18 protein-coding genes and 5 pseudogenes are annotated in these 18,238 nt (G+C 29.5%); 14 read left to right on the forward strand and 9 right to left on the reverse strand.

Annotation, left to right across the window (positions count from 1 at the left end; translation table 11 throughout):
* The first annotated feature begins 59 nt into the window (after positions 1-59).
* From DK405_RS01055 to recO, 6 genes are read left to right on the forward strand one after another with little or no spacing between them, the layout of a single operon-like run.
* Positions 60-1,097, forward strand: a complete 1,038-nt coding sequence (locus DK405_RS01055; protein ID WP_045912814.1) for a methyltransferase domain-containing protein — start codon at positions 60-62, stop codon at positions 1,095-1,097.
* Between the two features lie 59 nt (positions 1,098-1,156).
* Complete coding sequence (locus DK405_RS01060) at positions 1,157-1,990, forward strand: MlaA family lipoprotein (RefSeq protein WP_045912815.1); 834 nt, start codon at positions 1,157-1,159, stop codon at positions 1,988-1,990.
* A 2-nt stretch (positions 1,991-1,992) separates the two neighbouring features.
* Positions 1,993-2,577 carry an MlaC/ttg2D family ABC transporter substrate-binding protein gene (locus tag DK405_RS01065; RefSeq protein ID WP_231967549.1) on the forward strand — a complete coding sequence of 195 codons (585 nt, stop codon included), beginning with the start codon at positions 1,993-1,995 and terminating at the stop codon, positions 2,575-2,577.
* 27 nt (positions 2,578-2,604) lie between these two features.
* Complete coding sequence (gene hemW, locus DK405_RS01070; protein ID WP_045912817.1) at positions 2,605-3,825, forward strand: radical SAM family heme chaperone HemW; 1,221 nt, start codon at positions 2,605-2,607, stop codon at positions 3,823-3,825.
* 21 nt (positions 3,826-3,846) lie between these two features.
* The gene (locus tag DK405_RS01075) at positions 3,847-4,359 is read left to right on the forward strand and encodes a pyrimidine dimer DNA glycosylase/endonuclease V (RefSeq protein WP_012461702.1); all 513 of its coding nucleotides are present in this window, start codon (positions 3,847-3,849) and stop codon (positions 4,357-4,359) included.
* Between the two features lie 59 nt (positions 4,360-4,418).
* Positions 4,419-5,144, forward strand: coding sequence for a DNA repair protein RecO (gene recO / locus DK405_RS01080; protein WP_045912818.1), 726 nt, complete (start codon positions 4,419-4,421; stop codon positions 5,142-5,144).
* A gap of 174 nt (positions 5,145-5,318) precedes the next feature.
* Here the strand turns inward: recO and DK405_RS01085 are convergent.
* Positions 5,319-5,414, reverse strand: a pseudogene (locus DK405_RS01085) (IS5/IS1182 family transposase); the annotation flags it as partial.
* 29 nt (positions 5,415-5,443) lie between these two features.
* Positions 5,444-5,648: pseudogene (locus DK405_RS16010) on the reverse strand (IS982 family transposase); the annotation flags it as partial.
* Positions 5,649-5,830: 182 nt separating this feature from the next.
* Between DK405_RS16010 and DK405_RS01095 the strand changes: the two are divergent.
* Positions 5,831-6,337 carry a transposase family protein gene (locus tag DK405_RS01095; protein WP_080946475.1) on the forward strand — a complete coding sequence of 169 codons (507 nt, stop codon included), beginning with the start codon at positions 5,831-5,833 and terminating at the stop codon, positions 6,335-6,337.
* Between the two features lie 204 nt (positions 6,338-6,541).
* Here DK405_RS01095 and DK405_RS15580 read toward each other — a convergent pair.
* From DK405_RS15580 to DK405_RS12680, 3 genes and pseudogenes are all read right to left on the reverse strand, one after another.
* A pseudogene (locus DK405_RS15580) lies at positions 6,542-6,871 on the reverse strand (hypothetical protein); the annotation flags it as partial.
* A complete protein-coding gene (locus DK405_RS13260) occupies positions 6,848-7,036 on the reverse strand; it encodes a hypothetical protein (protein ID WP_045917946.1) in 189 nt (62 codons plus the stop codon). The gene DK405_RS13260 and the pseudogene DK405_RS15580, both read right to left, overlap by 24 nt.
* Before the next feature lie 145 nt (positions 7,037-7,181).
* On the reverse strand, positions 7,182-7,379 hold the full coding sequence (locus DK405_RS12680) for a hypothetical protein (protein WP_052691714.1): 198 nt from the start codon (positions 7,377-7,379) through the stop codon (positions 7,182-7,184).
* Between the two features lie 92 nt (positions 7,380-7,471).
* Here DK405_RS12680 and DK405_RS01110 point away from each other — a divergent pair.
* Positions 7,472-7,567 (forward strand): annotated as a pseudogene (locus DK405_RS01110) (IS5/IS1182 family transposase); the annotation flags it as partial.
* 530 nt (positions 7,568-8,097) lie between these two features.
* On the opposite strand, the gene DK405_RS01120 reads toward DK405_RS01110, so the two are convergent.
* Entirely contained in the window at positions 8,098-8,421 is a 324-nt protein-coding gene (locus DK405_RS01120) for a DUF721 domain-containing protein (RefSeq protein WP_012461709.1), read from the reverse strand.
* Between the two features lie 38 nt (positions 8,422-8,459).
* Positions 8,460-9,140, reverse strand: a complete 681-nt coding sequence (radC, locus tag DK405_RS01125; RefSeq protein WP_045912714.1) for a RadC family protein — start codon at positions 9,138-9,140, stop codon at positions 8,460-8,462.
* A 245-nt stretch (positions 9,141-9,385) separates the two neighbouring features.
* On the opposite strand from radC, the gene rpsL reads away from it, so the two are divergent.
* The 6 genes and pseudogenes from rpsL to DK405_RS14900 all read left to right on the forward strand — a co-directional run bounded on the left by rpsL (position 9,386) and on the right by DK405_RS14900 (position 16,186).
* Positions 9,386-9,757 carry a 30S ribosomal protein S12 gene (rpsL, locus tag DK405_RS01130; RefSeq protein WP_011945043.1) on the forward strand — a complete coding sequence of 124 codons (372 nt, stop codon included), beginning with the start codon at positions 9,386-9,388 and terminating at the stop codon, positions 9,755-9,757.
* Between the two features lie 24 nt (positions 9,758-9,781).
* Entirely contained in the window at positions 9,782-10,303 is a 522-nt protein-coding gene (gene rpsG / locus DK405_RS01135; protein WP_045912715.1) for a 30S ribosomal protein S7, read from the forward strand.
* A gap of 3 nt (positions 10,304-10,306) precedes the next feature.
* Positions 10,307-12,427 (forward strand): elongation factor G, encoded by a 2,121-nt coding sequence (gene fusA, locus DK405_RS01140; protein WP_045912716.1) that lies wholly within the window; start codon positions 10,307-10,309, stop codon positions 12,425-12,427.
* A 254-nt stretch (positions 12,428-12,681) separates the two neighbouring features.
* Positions 12,682-14,157, forward strand: a complete 1,476-nt coding sequence (locus DK405_RS01145) for a S1 RNA-binding domain-containing protein (RefSeq protein WP_045912717.1) — start codon at positions 12,682-12,684, stop codon at positions 14,155-14,157.
* A gap of 994 nt (positions 14,158-15,151) precedes the next feature.
* Positions 15,152-15,931 (forward strand): annotated as a pseudogene (locus DK405_RS01155) (transposase family protein).
* 132 nt (positions 15,932-16,063) lie between these two features.
* On the forward strand, positions 16,064-16,186 hold the full coding sequence (locus DK405_RS14900; protein WP_269459333.1) for a hypothetical protein: 123 nt from the start codon (positions 16,064-16,066) through the stop codon (positions 16,184-16,186).
* Positions 16,187-16,757: 571 nt separating this feature from the next.
* Here DK405_RS14900 and DK405_RS01160 read toward each other — a convergent pair.
* Together DK405_RS01160 and DK405_RS01165 are read right to left on the reverse strand one after the other, a co-directional pair.
* Positions 16,758-16,979, reverse strand: a complete 222-nt coding sequence (locus DK405_RS01160) for a cold-shock protein (protein WP_011945048.1) — start codon at positions 16,977-16,979, stop codon at positions 16,758-16,760.
* 322 nt (positions 16,980-17,301) lie between these two features.
* On the reverse strand, positions 17,302-18,177 hold the full coding sequence (locus DK405_RS01165; RefSeq protein ID WP_064613057.1) for an IS982 family transposase: 876 nt from the start codon (positions 18,175-18,177) through the stop codon (positions 17,302-17,304).
* Positions 18,178-18,238 lie beyond the last annotated feature (61 nt).

The following is an 18,238-nucleotide window of genomic DNA, read 5'->3' on the forward strand; positions in this document are numbered from 1 at the left end:
CATATGCTGCCAAATAATAATTATTATATTAAGTATACATTATTTAAATCAAAAAACATATGTCGATTATTAAAACAGTAAGAAATATCTTTATAAATAATGCTAACAAACTTAAAGAAGTTTATTTGTTCATTACTTTGTTGCCATCTTATATAGCTCAAAAAGTAGCTTTAGCTAAACAACATATTCTGGAAGTAAAAAGCAAATTTAAAAATCTGGGAGCTACTAATGTTGACCTAGGTATATACCATCTTCAAAATGGCAATTACAATGAAGCTATTATAAGGTTCAAGATAGTATTGATGTTATTAAAAAAATGTTCAGATCAAGCAAACTATTGGTTGTCATTTGCATATTTAATCAAGGGAAATTATAACAAATCATTGCAACATGCAAAATTGGTAAATCAACAAGATATAACTGAATTACGAAATATTTTAGAAAACCATTACACATTACATTCAGTACCAAGACAAATCTGGAGCATATATAAAAATATTACTTTTGAATATTATAATTCAAGATTTATTGGAAAAGATATCAATGTTGCAAAAGAATTTGTTTATACCTTACTGGAAGTAGTAGAGGAGTTACCGCAAGACTGCAAAATACTAGATTATGGTTGTGGAAATGGCATTATTGGACATACTATCTGTGAAATGATTGTTAAAGAGTTTACGCTTATAGGAGTAGATTGCTATGATAGGCTAAATGAAATTGTTAATGCAAATCATCAGATCTATGATCAAGTTATGTCATTATGGCCACAAGATTTTATTGAGCAAAATTCTACAAAAGAGCAATTTAATATTGTTATTGCTTTTGCTAGTATTACCTATAGCATTGATATTAATTCAATAATAACAACACTATACCAAGTATTATTACCAGGAGGATATCTTGGTATAGTATTACCTGCTAACAGAAGTAATACAGTTTTTGATTTACAATATTTATGGTTTTCTTATAATGTATGCGATGTGGAAAAAAATTTGCAGAATTTTAATGAGCAAGGCCAATTCAATTTAGTAAGGGCAAGGGAGATAAAAATACCAGATCAAAATTTATCGTATAGCATTCTAATACTTAGAAAATAGATATCTAAAGTACTTTGCTATTTGTTATCAATTAATGTAGTCAATAATAAAAATTAATAATGCGTATTATAGTTGCTATAATCATTACATGTACTACTGCTTTAATGATAAAAGCTGATACTTTATCTATTAAAAATAGTGATAACTATAAGTATACAGAAAACATCAAAGAGGTCCAAGATAGCCATTACTCAGATATATTAGATATAAATGAAGAGATTTGTTTACAAGCTTTTGATCCTTTAGAAAGGATTAATAGAAAAATCTTTTATTTGAACTTGTTTCTTGATTACCTTCTTTTAAGGCCAATAGCTAACTGTTACTATAAAGTAACAAACAATAATGTAAAAGAGGCTGTAGAAAATCTTATTAACAACACTGCTGTGCCAGTTACAGTTATAAATAGTGTATTACAATTTAAATTTAAGAATTCTATAGTTAGTGTATGGCAATTTATAGTAAATACAATTTTAGGTATTGGAGGTTTACATAATATTGCAGCAGACTTTGGCTTGCAGTCTCAACCACTAAATTTTAGCAGTACATTAGCTAGATATGGTGTTAAGTCTGGTCCGTATATTATTTTACCAATTTTTGGTGGTATGAATTTTAGAGATATCAGTAATATAGCATTTTCTCAGTTAAGCCCGTTACAGTACATTATTGATAAAACTCATGCTGACAAATTAATTAATACAGACATTCTATTTAATAAGAAATTTGCTAAAGGAGTTAAAATCATTGACATGGTACATAAAAGAGCTAAATTGTTCGGTAATGCTGAATTTGTCATGAAAAACTCAATAGATCCTTATTCTGTATATAGAAATATTTCATACCAAACATCAGATTATTTTCAAAAATGTCGAACTAATAAAATTTCTAAGAAATGATTATGATACAGCTAAAACGTAATATTATTATTTTCTTGTTTTTTTTATGTAGCGCTATTCCTGCTTATGCTACACAAGATGTGAAAGAATATGTCGATAGTGTAATGCAAGAAACAGTCTCTATAATAAAAGGTCAATTTTCACAACAAGAAAATAAACGTATACAGTTAAGATCATTATTAGAGAAAAAATTTGATCTTAACTCAATGGCAAGCTCAATGTTAGGCAGAAACAAAGTTAAACTGTCTAATGATCAAATAGATGAGTTTAATAAAATATGTAAGAATTATATATTAACATACTGTAGTAGAATGCTTGCAAGTTATAATATTGGTAATATTAATATTAGAATGGTATCTCCTAATGGACCTCTTTGCTATATTGTAAGAACTGATATCATACAGCAGAATAATCAAGTATTAAAGGTTGATTTTTTAGTTAAGAAATTAGATCAGGAATATAAAATCGCAAATATAATAATTGAAGGAATAAGTTTTATTACCACTCATTCTGTTGAAATAACAAATGTTATTAGAGATAAAGGTTTTGATTATTTAATTAATAGTTTAAGGGATAAAAGTATATAAATTAAGATTTAAAAATTAAGTAAAATTTTGGTTTTTCCTGGTAATTTAGCTGATGAAAGTATATCTGTTTATATTCATTGGCCTTTTTGTTTGTCAAAATGTCCTTATTGTGATTTTAACTCTCATGTTGCTACTAAAGTTAATTTCAATGATTGGCAGCTAGCATTTCGTAAATCAATTAAGTATTTTGAACCTTTGCTAACAGGTAAGATAATTAAGTCTATATTTTTTGGCGGAGGAACTCCTTCGTTAATGGATCCAGAATTAGTAGCAAGTATTCTTAATTTGCTTTCTAGTTTAGCAAAATTTAGTGACACAGTTGAAATTACTCTTGAAGCTAATCCAACATCCGTAGAAGCTAAAAAGTTTCAACAATTTAGGTTGGCTGGTATAAATAGAGTATCCATTGGTGTGCAGTCTTTGCGGCTTAATAACTTGAAATTTTTAGGTCGTACTCATGATGTAGAATCAGCAAAACATGCTGTTACTTTAGCTAAAACAATATTTCCAAAATTTTCATTTGATTTAATCTATGCTATAGCAGAGCAAGAAGTTGAAGAATGGAAACAAGAATTACAAGAAGCAATGCTAATTGCTGGTAGCCATGTTTCCATTTATCAGTTGACAATTGAGAAAGGAACTAAATTTTTTGGCGATTATCGTAAAGGCAAGTTTACACTGCCTAGTGATGAAACAGCTGCTAAACTTTATAACTATACTAACCACTATTTGAAAGATCTTGGTTATCGTCGTTATGAAATTTCAAATTATAGTAAAATTGGAGCTGAATGTTATCATAACTTAAATTATTGGAATTATGGAAGCTATTTAGGAATAGGACCAGGAGCACATAGCCGCATTGTATGTTATAATAATGGAGTTAATGGTGATAGCAAGTCGGTTAAAGCAATAACTATGCAATATAATCCTCAAAAATGGCTGAATGATATTCTACTAGCTAGTGGTGATGGCATTCAAGACTTACATACTTTAACTGATGATGACGTTATTAAAGAAGTCATAATAATGGGTCTACGTCTATCAACAGGAATATCGCACGATAGACTATTAGAATTAACTGGATGTAATTTTCAGCAAGCATTAAGCATGAAATATGTACATCAATTACAAGATACTGGATATATTGTTATGTCTAATAATAATATTAGACTAACAGATAAGGCAATGTTAGTTTATAACTATATAGTTAATAAAATAGTTATTGATAGGTATTTAGTTGCAGAGTAGAAAATAAAATAAAAAGATATAATGAACATTTTTGTCTTACATCAAGACCCCAATATTGCAGCCCAAATGCTTTGTGATAAGCATATAGTAAAGATGCCACTAGAAACTGCTCAGCTATTGTGTAGTGTATTTTTAGTAGCATTAAATAATTCTGATTCTATAGTTAGGACTAAAAGCTATACCATTACAGTCCCATATAAGCTTACTCACTGCAATCACCCATGCTCTATATGGGCTAGAATATCACAAGGAAATTTTGATTGGTTAATAAAGCATGGACAGGCTTTATGCAAAGAATATACTTACCGGTATAAAAAAGAGCATAAGTCAGAAAATGTAATAAATTGGTGCGACAATAATAAAGATATACTGCTTTTTCAAACAGATTGTATACAAAATTTTGCACAAGCATTGCCAGAACAATATAAATGCAGTGATGCTATTAAAGCTTATAGAGAATATTATTTACATGAGAAGTTAAGGTTTGCAAGATGGGAGAAGGGTAGAAAAGCACCAAATTGGGTAAAAATATAATTTTATAATTTTTTTATTAAACTTGATTTCTATAAGTTGATTATTTACTAATTTTTTTTATGAATTTTAGAGACAAAGCAATAATTCTAAAAAAAAGAAATATCAAAGAAAATTTAGCAATTGTAACAGTATTAACTCAATCATATGGAATTTATTCTGGAATTATAAAAGATTTACATAGTAAAAAAAATACAATCATATACCAAATAGGTAATATAGTAGATTTTTGCTGGAGTGCGCGCTTAGATGAGCATTTAGGTACTATAAACTGTGAGCTAGTAAAATCTTACTCCTATTTGATTATGTCTAATAAACGTAATCTACTTTATACTCACAGCTTAATTGAATTAACTTTAATGTCGTTTAAAGAAAGAGAGTTACACGCTAATTTATTTGAAAAATGGGTGGAAAATCTTGAATTAATCAATGTTGGTAATATTAACGTTAAAAATTATATTAATTTTGAGCTTTTAATTTTAAAAGAGGCAGGATATCGACTCAACTTAGATAGGTGCGGTGTTACTAACTGTACGCAAAATTTAATTTATGTTTCACCTAAGTCAGGGCAAGCTATATCTGCAGCTGTTGGAGAGCCATATAAGCACAAATTGTTATTATTACCTAAATTTTTAGTTCAGAATAATTGCGAACCAGAGGATATTTATGAAATTCAAGCCGCATTTAACTTAACAGCGTATTTTTTTAATAAGTATATACTAATAAAAAAAAAATTACCAATTACTAGAGAGCTATTATTAAAAAGTATACTTGCATATAGTTTTTAAACATAGATTTTTTATGACAACTTCATTAATTAATGGTTAAATATTCTTGAATTTTTGACTGTATGATATACGTTATCTTTCTTATGAGATAAGTTTTATACCTTATATTTTGTCTGCATATTTGTCTGCTCATTTTTAACAATAGTCCTTGCATTAGACCTCTTTCTAAACTGGTTAAGGTAGTTCAAAATTATAAATGCTAGAGATCAAATTAAATCTAAGACCGAATCTTTTACGTCTATTTCGATATTTGTCAGCAATAATTTTGAACTACCTTAACCAGTTTAGAAAGAGGTCTAATATAGATAATAATTTTTACAATCCTTCTTGTATGGAGATAAATAAAAATATATCGCTATTGTTAAAATAACTTAGCTAAGGACAACTTCCCATCTCTGTTCCTTTGATTATACTACTTGGTATTAATCTCTTTCTCTCACACTCTTGATATATCTTACAAAAATTGTCTATTAAATAGTATACTGTTATAATACATTTTTTCATGTTGGGTTATTCCTTGTTTATTTAAAATTTTTTTATAACTCGACATTCTCTCTTTGTATACCTCTTATTCTCTACATTTCATATTTCCACTTATCCTAATCTGGCGTTATAAAGCTGTTAAATGGGTAGAAGATATTCTAGTTAAACACCTAAACTTTGCTCTTCCAGGTCGCAAAGCTCTAATGAAGAGTGATATGAATTATGAAGTAGTCTTAATTGATTCTACCGAGAGTCATATAGAAAGACCCAAAAAAACAAAAATTCTACTATTCAGGAAAGAAGAAAAGGCATACACTAAAAACTCAAATAGTGGTAGACAACCAAACATACAAGTAATATGTACAGATTTTTCTAACGGTAAAAAACATAACTTTAGATTATTTAAGGAATCCAAAATTCTTATTCATCGTAAGGTTAACGCGATTACTGTTTCAATTACAGGGTATCAAGGTATACAAAAAATTCACAATAATTCTGAATTACCAAAGAAAAAAAGCAAGAAAAATCCTTTAACTAAAAATGATAAAAAAAATAATCGTAGGTTAGCAGGAGAAAGAGTTGTCAATGAAAACGTTATTGGTATGCTAAAACGCTTCAAAATTATTGCTGATAAATATCGAAATAGATGTAAAAGATTCGGTCTTAGATTTAATTTGATCTCTGGCATTTATAATTTTGAACTACCTTAACTAGTTTAGAAAGAGGTATAATATAGCAAAACTTCATAGTAATGAGATGTAATAAAAAAGTAATTAGTATAGCTAAACTAGTATAAAACAGTTATGTTATATTTAAAAAATTGCTTTAAGCTAAATTAAGAAGAATAAAATATCACTATATAAACACGCTTTTCGGAAAAAATATAATATAACTGTTTTATACTAGTTTAGCTATATTATCAGGTCAAAATTTTTAAATCCTCCAAGCTTTGAATCAAGATCAAACAATCCGCTACTGATGCCATGAATAGAGTTTTTATTCTGAATAGAAGCTGAAATTGATGTCCATGATTCTTCAATTGAAATTTGTAATTTTATAAATCCTTGACTTAAAGTTTATCTTGAACATAAATCATAACGTAACTTAAAATTATCTTTAATTATTGTCCTATTTTTAACTTCAATAAAACCTGCATCTCTTAGTTCTATTGAGCGTCGCCTAACTCTTCGTTGACCAACATTCAGCTTATCCTCAAAAAGCTAATAACTTTCCTGTAAGTCATCTGCTTGCATTTTATGCTTATCTATCACCAGAGTAGGATTGTTTTCTATTAATCTCCATTTTTTTGCCTTATTAAATATAGTTCCTAAGTTTACTAGAAATAGATTTGCTGTCGCATATTTCTGCTCTTTACTTATATCATTAAATATTTGTTCAATATCATTCATTTGAATCTTGCTTATCTTTTTTGCATATAATGCTTATGCATAATTCTATATTCTTGCAGTACTCCACTTCCAGTTTATAGTATATACTTTGCTATACTCTTCAATATACTTATACTTGTTATGCAGCTCTTCTAATGTAATTTCTTTAGCTTTTCTTTCTCTTTCTTTTATACGCTTCTAATTTTCTTCCATATATTGTTGACGTTTTACTTCCCTTGGATCTATTCCGTTCACAATTAGTGTCTTTAATTCTCTTGCTTTTTTTTCTAACTTCTTTAATAGATAAATCTGGATATGGCCATATCTTTAGTTTTAGCCCTTCTTTTCTAAATTTTTTTTTCAAAAAACCATGTTTTTCTTCTTGTTCATGATATTTTTAGTTTAAGTGACAGTTCACATGTATCATTAGACCTCTTTCGAAACTGGTTAAGGTAGTTCAAAATTATTGCTGACAAATATCCAAATAGACGTAAAAGATTCTGTCTTAGATTTAATTTGATCTCTGGCATTTATAATTTTGAACTACCTTAACCAGTTTCGAAAGAGGTCTAATGATGATTGATGTTCCTTCATTTGGAATTTTTATTTTTCTTAGTAACATATTTGTTAACTTTAATGATATTGAAGGCATAATTACCACATAATATTAATGTTTATTATTGTAGGTTCTATAAAGTGTAGAAGTTAATAGAAATTAACTTTTCTTCATCTTGTTCTAATTGCTGTAATTTCCAACTTTTCATATAAAATATTCTTCTTTTAAGTTGAATCTAGTAGTATATTGAGTTACCATATTATGTAACTTCCAATATACGTTATATGTTTTTAATAGGTGGCTTACTTCGCTAATTTTAAGTACAGTGTTTTCTCCTTTATTATGGCTAGCATAGCTTGTATTTTAAACTTCATACTTAAAAAAACCAAATTGATCAAAAAATACGTGCCTGCCTAATAGATTGTTCAGTTCAATATGATTACCATTAACTAACGCTATCTTTCCTGGTCTAGATTCTCTTGCCCAACCTCTGATCTTTCTATTATATCAAACTTGGGTTTTATACTTAATTTTTAGTATTTAGAGTGGGCTTTAAGTTAATTATAACCTTCTTTATAGATTTATAGCCCAAATAAATAGCAATTTTCTCAGTAATTATTTCTCTCTGAAAATTAAGTTCAAGATTTGTAACTGAGTCATAAACATTAACATATAGTGTGCAATTATTAGAGTTTTTTGGATAAATAACTTTGTATGGATAGGATTGTCCTTGAAGTTTTGGGCCAACGATTTTATCCCAGTGCAATACTATATCAGCATATTCTTTTCCGTATTTGCTTGAAAGTATGTTTCGTATAATTTGAAAAGTAGTTTTGCTGATTAATTGCATGGTGATAATTATTTTAACATTTAGTAGTGCTCTACAACTTATAAAAGTAAGTTTGATTTAAAACTAAAAAAATTGTTACTACAGATAATAACATGATCATGTACAATAATGCTAAAAGTTTTACAAGCTTCAACAATCTTTGTAGTAATTTCAATATCTATTGCTGATGGTTTAGGAGTGCCGCTAGGATGGTTATGTACAAGTATTATAGCACTTGCTTCATGAAATAATGCTCTTTTAACTATTTCTCTTGGATATACTGGAGTTTGATCAACTGTGCCAACACCATGTAGTTCATCTGCAATAATAATATTTTTTTTATTAAGAAATAATACGCGAAATTGTTCAGTTTTAGCTTTCCCCATAGTAATTTTTAAGTATTCTAATAAAGCTGACCAAGAGCTTAGCACATGTTGATTGATTACTTTTTGTGCTAGAATTCTACGAATAAACTCTTTGACTAAAAATATTGGTACACAGACTGAATTACTTACCATAGGTAAAGACATAAGCTTATCTTTTTCAGCATATACTACATTGGATAGGGTAGTAAATTGCTTAAGCAATTCTTTTGCTATTGGTTTTACATCTTGTCTTGGAATTGAGTGAAACAGTAGTAATTCTAGCAGCTCATAGTCAGGCAAACTATCACTAGGAATAGATCGTAAAAAGCGTTCTTTTAATCTTTTTCTATGACCAATGTAATATTGTGAATTCATAAAATTAATGTTAATGTTAAAAAAGTAAACATAACTCCATTGTATGGGAATTTACATAGTGATCAATAACTTAGTGATCACTTATGTAAATAAAATTCTTTAAAGTTACTTGATTTTTTCAATATAATTGGATATGTTTCTTTCCTAAGTAGTTATTTATACTTATCATGAATCCTTTAAGTTAGTAATACTTTTTGAATTTAATTTTAAATTATATATAAATTATATCTGGAGAGCTAAGATTAATGCCAACAAATAATCAACTAGTGCGTTGTGGCCGTAAATCTAAAATTAGAGCTTCTAAATCGCCAGCTCTAAACGGGAATCCTTTTGCTAAAGGAGTATGCGTTTTAGTTAAAACTATTACACCTAGAAAGCCTAATTCTGCTTTACGAAAAATGGCACGTGTGCGTTTCAGAAATGGGACTTGTGTTAATGCTTATATTCCTGGAGAGGGGCATAATCTACAGGAACACTCTACAGTATTAGTAAGGGGTGGGAGAGTTCCAGATTTGCCTGGTGTGCGTTATCATATTGTACGTGGTGTTTATGATACTCAGGGAGTTAAAAATCGTAAACAAGGTCGTTCAAGGTATGGTACTAAGCGTCCAAAGTAATATCTTAAATTTAGGAAATATAGTATGTCACGTCGTTGTACGGAAGTAAAAAGAAAGTCATTACCAAGCAATAAATATCAAAGCATATCTTCTGCTACACCTAATCAAATAATGTTAGCTAGTAAGTTGATTAATAAACTTACACATCATGGTAACAAAGAGATTGTGGAAAAAATGCTTGATAAAATAATTCAGCATATAAAGCATAAATATAAAGCTGATGGTTTTGAGATTTTGGAGTCTGCATGTAATAATGTTAAGCCATCTCTTCAAGTTGAATCGTTAAGAATAGGTGGGGCTACTTACCAAGTTCCTTCTCCTGTTAATGAATTAAGGAGTTACACTTTAGCTATTAAATGGATTATTAATTCAGCTGCTAATCGTACTTTTGAAAAGTCTATGTGGCAGAAAATAGCAGAAGAATTATATGAAGCTTCAAATGGCAGAGGTGGAGCAGTTAAGAAAAAGGATGATAATCATAAAATGGCAGAGGCTAACCAAGCATTTTCTCATTTAATCACTAAGAGGAGGTCCAGAGGTAATTAATTTATGTCAGAAAATCATAAGTTATCTTACGTAAGAAATATTGGAATTGGCGCACACATCGATGCTGGAAAAACAACAACTACTGAACGAATTTTATATTATACTGGGGTTTCATATAGCATAGGAGAAGTTCATGATGGTACTACTGTCATGGACTATATGAAGCAAGAAAGGGATAGAGGAATTACTATACAATCTGCTGCAACAACTTGTCATTGGATAAAAAAAGATGACTGTGCAGAACAAGCAAGTCAAAAAGAGCAAGAATATAAAATTAATATTATTGATACTCCTGGACACGTAGATTTTACTATTGAAGTAGGGCGTGCGTTGCGTGTGCTAGATGGCATGATTGCTGTGTTTGATGGTGTGGCAGGAGTAGAGCCTCAATCTGAGACTGTATGGCGTCAAGCAGATAAATATGCTGTTCCTAGAATCTGCTTTGTAAACAAGATGGATAGAATGGGAGCAGATTTTTTTCGATGTGTTCAGATGATGAAGGATCGTCTAGGTACTAAGCCATTAGTGATACAGTTACCTATTGGAATTGAAGACACTTTTAAGGGTGTAATTGATTTAGTAAAAATGAAAGCTATAGTTTGGAGTAATGAGGATCTAGGAGCAAAATATGAGTACCATAGTATTCCTAATGATATGCAAGCTATGGTGGACGATTATAGGCATCAATTGTTAGAAACAGTAGTGGAAGTTGATGAAGAAATATTTAATTCCTACGTTTCAAATGAAGATTTGTCTGAAGAAGATATTAGAAAATGCATTAGAAAGGGTGCAATATCTGGACTATTTGTTCCTGTACTTTGTGGTAGCGCATTTAAGAATAAGGGTGTTCAGACTTTACTAGATGCAGTAGTAGATTATCTACCTTCTCCTAACGATGTGAATAGTATTAAAGCTGTTGATGTTAAAACAGAACAAGAAATTAGTAGAAAAGTAAGTGTCGATGAACAATTTTCTGCATTAGCTTTTAAGGTCATTAATGATCCTTTTGTAGGATCATTAACGTTTATTCGAATATATTCAGGAAAGTTGCAAACAGGAAGCACTGTTATTAATACTACTAAAAATCAGAAAGAGCGTATCAGCCGTATGCTATTGATGCATGCCAATAATCGCAAAGATATTAAGGAAGCTGTAGCAGGAGATATAGTTGCACTAACTGGTCTAAAAAGCACAACAACTGGAGATACTATTTGTTCTTTAGATAGTCAAATTATTTTAGAAAAAATAGAATTTCCTAAGCCTGTTATTGAGCTTGCTGTTGAACCAAAAACTCCAGCAGATCAAGAAAAAATATCAGCCGCTTTAGTAAAATTAGCAGCTGAAGATCCTTCATTAGTTTTTACTGTAGATTCTGAAACGAATCAAATGGTAATTAAAGGTATGGGGGAGCTACATCTTGAGATTATTATTGATCGTATGAAGGAGGAGTTTAAAGTTGAGGCTAATGTTGGAGCACCAAGAGTAGCATATAGAGAAACTATTACTCAATCTTATACAGTGGATTACACACATAAAAAGCAAACTGGAGGCGCTGGCCAATTTGCACGTGTCAAGATTATTTTTGAGCCTTTAGAGGCTGGGGCAGGATTTCAATTTGAAAGTAAGATTGTTGGAGGAGCTATTCCTAAGGAATTTATTCCTGGTGTAGAAAAAGGATTAGAAGAAATCAAAGAATCTGGTGTTGTAGCTGGTTATCCTACAATAGATTTTAAGGCTACATTAATTGATGGTAGTTTTCATGAGGTTGATTCTAGTGTATTAGCATTTGAAATTGCTGCTAAAAATGCATTTAAGGAAGGAATAACAAAAGCTGGCCCTAAGTTACTTGGCCCTATTATGAAAGTAGAAGTGATTTCTCCAAATGAATATATGGGAGACATTATTGGTGATCTTAATAGTAGATCAGGCGTAATTCAAAGCATGGAGCCTAGAGGTAATACTCAAATTATTAATGCTTATGTACCGCTTGGACAAATGTTTGGATATGTTAGTACTTTGAGATCTTTATCTCAAGGAAGAGCTCAATATAGCATGGTATTTTCTCACTATGAGCAAGTGTCTCGAAGTATAGCAGAAAAAATTCAGGCTAAAGATAAAAAATAAGATTGCTGAATAGCTTAATAGCTTAATTTTTTGAATTTTTTTAATTGGATGTAATAATTAACATGAAATTGCAATTATTCTATAAATGTCTTAGTGTTTATAGTGTTTAGTAGATATAGTGTAAAATAATTTTAATCTATACACAATAAATAATGAATTATTAGGTGCCATAATAATAGTTTATAATATATATTTAATCTAAGATTGTGAATTTAGGCACAGGTAACAATCTAATTATTTTGAAAATTAATATAATGACACAAGTAAATCTAAAACAAAGATTCATTCCTACTATTTCTAGTAAATCTATAGTTCAAGATAATTTTGATGAACTATTTAATAAAATAACTAATGAGCAAGTAAAAGTTGGTACTGTTGTTAAGGGCAAGGTGGTAGAGATAGATGATGAAGTTGTTATAGTAGATATTAAATTAAAAAATGAAGGTAGAATTCCTCTATCAGAATTTAAGCTTGCTAGCGATGTTCCTCTGCCTCAGATAGGAGATCTAGTTGATGTATATGTTGAAAAAATCGAAGGTCGTAATGGTTGCACAGTTTTAAGCCGTGAAAAAGCTTTAAGAGAAGAAGCTTGGTCTGTACTTGAGGAAGCGCAAAAAAATGGCTCACTAGTAGATGGTGTTATCTTTGGTAAGGTAAAAGGCGGTTTTACTGTAGATCTTTCTGGCGTTGTTGCATTTTTGCCTGGAAGTCAAGTTGACGTGCGGCGTCCTATTAAGAATATTACTCCATTAATGAATATAGTACAGCCGTTTCAAATTTTAAAAATGGATAAGAAGCTAGGTAATATTGTAGTATCAAGACGAGCTGTTTTAGAGGAGGCTAGGGCTGGAATACGACAAGAGGTATTATCTAAAATACATGTTGGCATGATACTAAATGGAGTTGTAAAGAGTATCGTTTATTATGGAGCGTTTATTGAGCTTACTGGATCTGATGAGTTAACATTTGATGTAAAAGTAGATGGATTATTGCACTCTATAAATATTTTATGGCGTAAGATTAATCATCCTGGTGAAGAGTTACAGATTGGCCAGCAAGTAAGAGTTGTAGTTATTGGTATTGATATATCAACTGGTCAAATTTCACTTGGCATGAAGCAATTAAGTGCTAATCCGTGGGATGACATTGAAAATAGCCTGCAAATAGGAGATATTAAAGTTGGCAAGGTAAAAAGTATTGCAGAATATGGTGCATTTATTGAGGTAACCAAAGATCTAGAGGGATTATGTCATTCAGGACATCTTGGTTGGGAAAAAATCAATCAAAATCCTAAAAAATCATTAACTATTGGTCAAGAAGTTGTATTTAAAATCTTGGATATTGATAAAGAAAGACATAGAATTTCATTAAGCTTAAAGTTATGTAAGCCTAATCCATGGGAGGTTTTAGCTGAAAAATATCAAGTTGGAACTGTGATTAGAGCTCCGTTACGTAATATAACTAATTTTGGAATGTTTGTAGCGTTGTCTGTTACTACTAATGCAGTAAAATATGAAATTGATGGTAAGGAATATGAAATTGGTGAAATGACCTATCAAATAGATGGAATGATACATGAATCTGATATTCTTAAACATGGAGATACAAATAGCAATTCACTAAAAAATTATACTAAGGGTGATGAAATAGAGTGTATGGTTCTTGCAGTTGATGTAGAAAAGGAAAGAATTAATTTAGGCATTAAACAACTAGCGGATTATAAAAGATAAGTAATTGTAAAAAACTATATAAGTGTATATTAAATAGAATCAGTAAACTAAAGAGCATTGTTATCTTAGTATTTATGAGCTAATAATCATATGTTAAATTTTGGAAGATAGTTAGTTGCAACATTGTAAAACGAGAAATACCGCATCAAAAAAATCATAAATAAGTAAGCTACTTTATATATTTCAATTTTTAACTTTAAGCCAATAATGCTACGTTAGATTCAAATATGGAGAATAAGTTGGTGATATAATAACTTGTACCATACAGATAAAACGTAACCATAACTGTCTTAGAAAATTTATATTATCTAAAATACTTTTCAATAACTTTGCTATAACTTTGCTATTACAAAAATCAGTTATTATACTTACTCTTCGTGTATACTAATAAGCTTTTTTAAGCCATTAGGTAAGTTATTCTATGATTATGTACTTGTCATTTTTTTGATATCATAATTTTGCTTTCATATTTCCTGTTTCTTTTTGTAATTTTTTCCAATCGTATATTATACTTTTCCTACTTATATTAAATACTTTGCTTGTGCGCTTTCGCTATTGTTTTTTCTCTTTTATTTTATTAATTTCATTACCCTATACCCTATTTCTTATATAGCTAATAATAGCTAAGCCACTACAAAACAGTTATATATATATTTTGAAAAGCGTGTCTAAGTTACAGTGGTATTTTATTCTACTTGATTTATCTTAAAACTATTTTTTCTCAATAAGATTTAAATCATGAGAATAAGTAGATACATACTCTAATTATATTATCCATCTTTTTCTATCACAGTGTTTAAATGCAAATTTTTATGAAAATTTGGATTATCCATTACAACTACAGAATTATTAGGTAATTTCGGAATTAAATCCTGTTCTATTCAACAGTTTAAAATAAGAGATTCTATCTACTAATGTTACTATAACATTAGACTTCTTTCGAAACTAGACAATGATGTAAAATGGTGTTATAAAAATCTGGTTTGAAGTAATAATTAAATTAGATCAGATTAAAGAGTTAGGTGATGAAAAATTTCGTTGATTAACAGGAGTAAGGAAGGGAACATTTGCAAAGATGGTGGATATTTTGAGGAAAGCTGATGGTCTTAAGAAATCAAAAAATTGGCGTTAAAATAAGCTTAATTTGAAGGAACAGTTGCTGATGGCCTTAGAATACCTTAGAGAATACCGTACTTATATTTTCATAAATGGGTAGAAGACACCAACTTAAACACCCAAACTTTGCTCTTCCAGGTCTCGTGTAAAGCTCTAATGAAGAGCGATATGAATTATGAAGTAGTCTTGATTGATGCTACTGAGACTTCTATAGAAAGACCTAAAAAAACAAAAATTCTATTATTCAGGAAAGAAGAAAAGGCATATACTAAAAACTCAAATAGTGATAGACAAGAAAACGCACCAAGTAATATGTACAGATTTTTCTAACGGTAAAAAACATGACTTTAGATTATTTAAGGAATCTAAAATTCTTATTCATCCTAAGGTTAAAGCAATTACTGATACATGATATCAAGGTATACAAAAAATTCACAATAATTCTGAATTACCAAAGAAAAAAAGCAAGAAAAATCCTTTAACTAGAAATGATAAAAAGAATAATCATAGGTTAGCAGGAGCAAGATTTGTGAATGAAAACGTTATTGGTATGCTAAAACGCTTCAAAATTATTGCTGACAAATATCGAAATAGACGTAAAAGATTCTGTCTTAGATTTAATTTGATCTCTGGCATTTATAATTTTGAACTACCTTAACCAGTTTCGAAAGAGGTCTATTTTAATGAGATAGATATGAGCTGAAACATCATTCCGCATAGAAAGTAATCAAATTTCTGTTATGGTCTTATTACAAGAGAATTTGATGAAACTTTGAAATGAGATAAGTAAATGATGGTTGCAAATACAGCTAGTGCATCTACTGATAACAAAATACAGCATAGTCAACAAGTAAGTACGAATGATAAAGATATCTATAGAATTACAAGGCCTATAAAATGGAGCTCAAAATGATATGAAGTTATCTGGAAAGCATAATACTGGAAATGCGCGCGTTATGTTTGATGTTGTTAGTGATGGAAAAACGTGGATAACTAAAATACCATAACTTTACTAGATCCTACCTTATTAATAAAAAAAATATAGCTCCTCTAATCCTTCGCAGCATTTGTGATACTGAATTATTCAACGAATTATATAGAAAGATTTTTTTAATTTAAGAAATTAAAAACTGAACAAGTCGTAATATTAATAACAACACTACCAACAAGTCTAAAAAACTAAAGCTTTGATAGAATTTGATGGTGTATACAAAAGCAAAAGCAATTTTTCTACTCTTCTTACTTGTTTTAACCTTGGTATATACTTTAACTACTATGCCTTGAGCCAAACTCTAATAAACAGATCTTTAAACAAAGTCTTTAATATAGTTAAGACAATTAAACTACCTTGTAATCAACTGCTTTAACTATATAGCATATTAATTTATCTATCTTGATTATTAGTTATAACACATACAACTTTATAACATGCAGAAACAACGTTTATAAACTACATAAATAAATATCTAAAATGATGATAACTTTTAGTCTAGCACTAAATTTGTAGCATAAATTCTACCTTTTTGAGATCCTATCTGAAAACTTACTCTTTGCCCTTCCTTGAGATCAGCTACTCCAGCTGCTACTACTGCAGTAGCATGCACAAAAACATCTTCCATTTTTCCGCCATCTTTAACCTTTTCTGAAGGCTGAATGAATCCATACCCCTTGACAGAATTATACCACTTTACTATACCTGTTGCCATAAAAAACCTTTAATTAATTTAGTATTTGCGAGCTACTAGAGATATTTAGTGATTAATGTAACTAGAGACTTAAAATACTAAATTACTATACATTCTATGACTTAACACTTCTAGGCGTCACGAGAGGATTATATATCATATTGTACTTTAACGCAACATTTATTATTATATTTTTTGTTATAGTGAAAGTTTAAGCATTATGAAAACGGTGAAATGTGAGGAGAGGATATGTATAATCTTATAATGAAGTTTTAGCATAGAAAGAAGCAATAATAGATTCATAAGATTTAGCAAATTGAGTAATTTGATTTCTAACGCTAATTTAGGATAAGTGATTAGAAGAGAAAGAAGAAGAGATAAGATAGGGATTAAGTTTGGAGATGGAATAACTAGCAAGAGAAGCAATTATATGAACAAAGAAGTTAATATGAGAGCGATGTCGAGTATGCTCTAAATGCATGTGTTTTTTTAGTACATTAAAGACAGACTCAATTAAGGAACGTTTATTTAATAAAAGCTTATCATCTATGTCCAATAAATATGTTTTCATATCTTTACGAAGATTAGTAAATAAACGTAGACCATTGGAGAAGAGTTGATGAAATAACTCTTTAGATATGTAAGCTTTATCACCAAACAATTTACCAGATAAGCCTTTAGAAATAACTGAAGCTACAGATAGATCGCTTTTATTGCCTTTAGTAATTTTAACTGACATTATTTCACCTTTATTATTAATTATGAGATGCAGCTTAAAACCTAAGAACCAGCCATAGCTACTCTTACCAATTTTAGAAAATCTGTTAAAAACTCTATTGCTGGAAATACGTTTGTTATGACAAATTGCTAACTTTGTAGAATCGATGTAATATATACCAGTCTCTTCTCCTTTCAGATAATGCATTAATACGGCTAATGGTAGCAACATTCTAGGTAATAGTTGTATTATCGTACTATAGCTTGGTAAACAAAAGTATTCTTTATACTTATAACGCAAGTAATATAGATAATAATTTTTAAAATCCTTGCATGGAGATAAATAAAAATATATCGTTATTGTTAATAACTCAGCTAAGGACAACTTTCCATCTCTGTTCCTTTGATTACTACTTGGTATTAATCTCTTTCTTTCCCAGTCTTGATATATCTTGCAAAAATTATCTATTAAATAGTATACTGTTATAATACATTTTTTCATGTTGGGTTATTTTATTTTTATTTAAATTTTCTTTTTAACTCAACATTCTCTCTTTGTATAC

Source organism: Orientia tsutsugamushi, from assembly GCF_900327275.1.
Taxonomy (GTDB): domain Bacteria; phylum Pseudomonadota; class Alphaproteobacteria; order Rickettsiales; family Rickettsiaceae; genus Orientia; species Orientia tsutsugamushi.

What these genes read in the sequence shown, in the direction of transcription:
- radC (WP_045912714.1), bottom strand. Translation starts at nt 9,140, where the DNA reads ATGAATTCACAATATTACATTGGTCATAGAAAAAGATTAAAAGAACGC.
- DK405_RS01075 (WP_012461702.1), top strand. Translation starts at nt 3,847, where the DNA reads ATGAACATTTTTGTCTTACATCAAGACCCCAATATTGCAGCCCAAATG.
- DK405_RS01065 (WP_231967549.1), top strand. Translation starts at nt 1,993, where the DNA reads ATGATACAGCTAAAACGTAATATTATTATTTTCTTGTTTTTTTTATGT.
- DK405_RS01120 (WP_012461709.1), bottom strand. Translation starts at nt 8,421, where the DNA reads ATGCAATTAATCAGCAAAACTACTTTTCAAATTATACGAAACATACTT.
- fusA (WP_045912716.1), top strand. Translation starts at nt 10,307, where the DNA reads ATGTCAGAAAATCATAAGTTATCTTACGTAAGAAATATTGGAATTGGC.
- DK405_RS01095 (WP_080946475.1), top strand. Translation starts at nt 5,831, where the DNA reads ATGAAGAGTGATATGAATTATGAAGTAGTCTTAATTGATTCTACCGAG.
- DK405_RS13260 (WP_045917946.1), bottom strand. Translation starts at nt 7,036, where the DNA reads ATGAATGATATTGAACAAATATTTAATGATATAAGTAAAGAGCAGAAA.
- recO (WP_045912818.1), top strand. Translation starts at nt 4,419, where the DNA reads ATGAATTTTAGAGACAAAGCAATAATTCTAAAAAAAAGAAATATCAAA.
- rpsL (WP_011945043.1), top strand. Translation starts at nt 9,386, where the DNA reads ATGCCAACAAATAATCAACTAGTGCGTTGTGGCCGTAAATCTAAAATT.
- DK405_RS01160 (WP_011945048.1), bottom strand. Translation starts at nt 16,979, where the DNA reads ATGGCAACAGGTATAGTAAAGTGGTATAATTCTGTCAAGGGGTATGGA.
- DK405_RS01165 (WP_064613057.1), bottom strand. Translation starts at nt 18,177, where the DNA reads ATGAAAAAATGTATTATAACAGTATACTATTTAATAGATAATTTTTGC.
- DK405_RS01055 (WP_045912814.1), top strand. Translation starts at nt 60, where the DNA reads ATGTCGATTATTAAAACAGTAAGAAATATCTTTATAAATAATGCTAAC.
- DK405_RS14900 (WP_269459333.1), top strand. Translation starts at nt 16,064, where the DNA reads ATGATGGTTGCAAATACAGCTAGTGCATCTACTGATAACAAAATACAG.
- DK405_RS01145 (WP_045912717.1), top strand. Translation starts at nt 12,682, where the DNA reads ATGACACAAGTAAATCTAAAACAAAGATTCATTCCTACTATTTCTAGT.
- DK405_RS01060 (WP_045912815.1), top strand. Translation starts at nt 1,157, where the DNA reads ATGCGTATTATAGTTGCTATAATCATTACATGTACTACTGCTTTAATG.
- rpsG (WP_045912715.1), top strand. Translation starts at nt 9,782, where the DNA reads ATGTCACGTCGTTGTACGGAAGTAAAAAGAAAGTCATTACCAAGCAAT.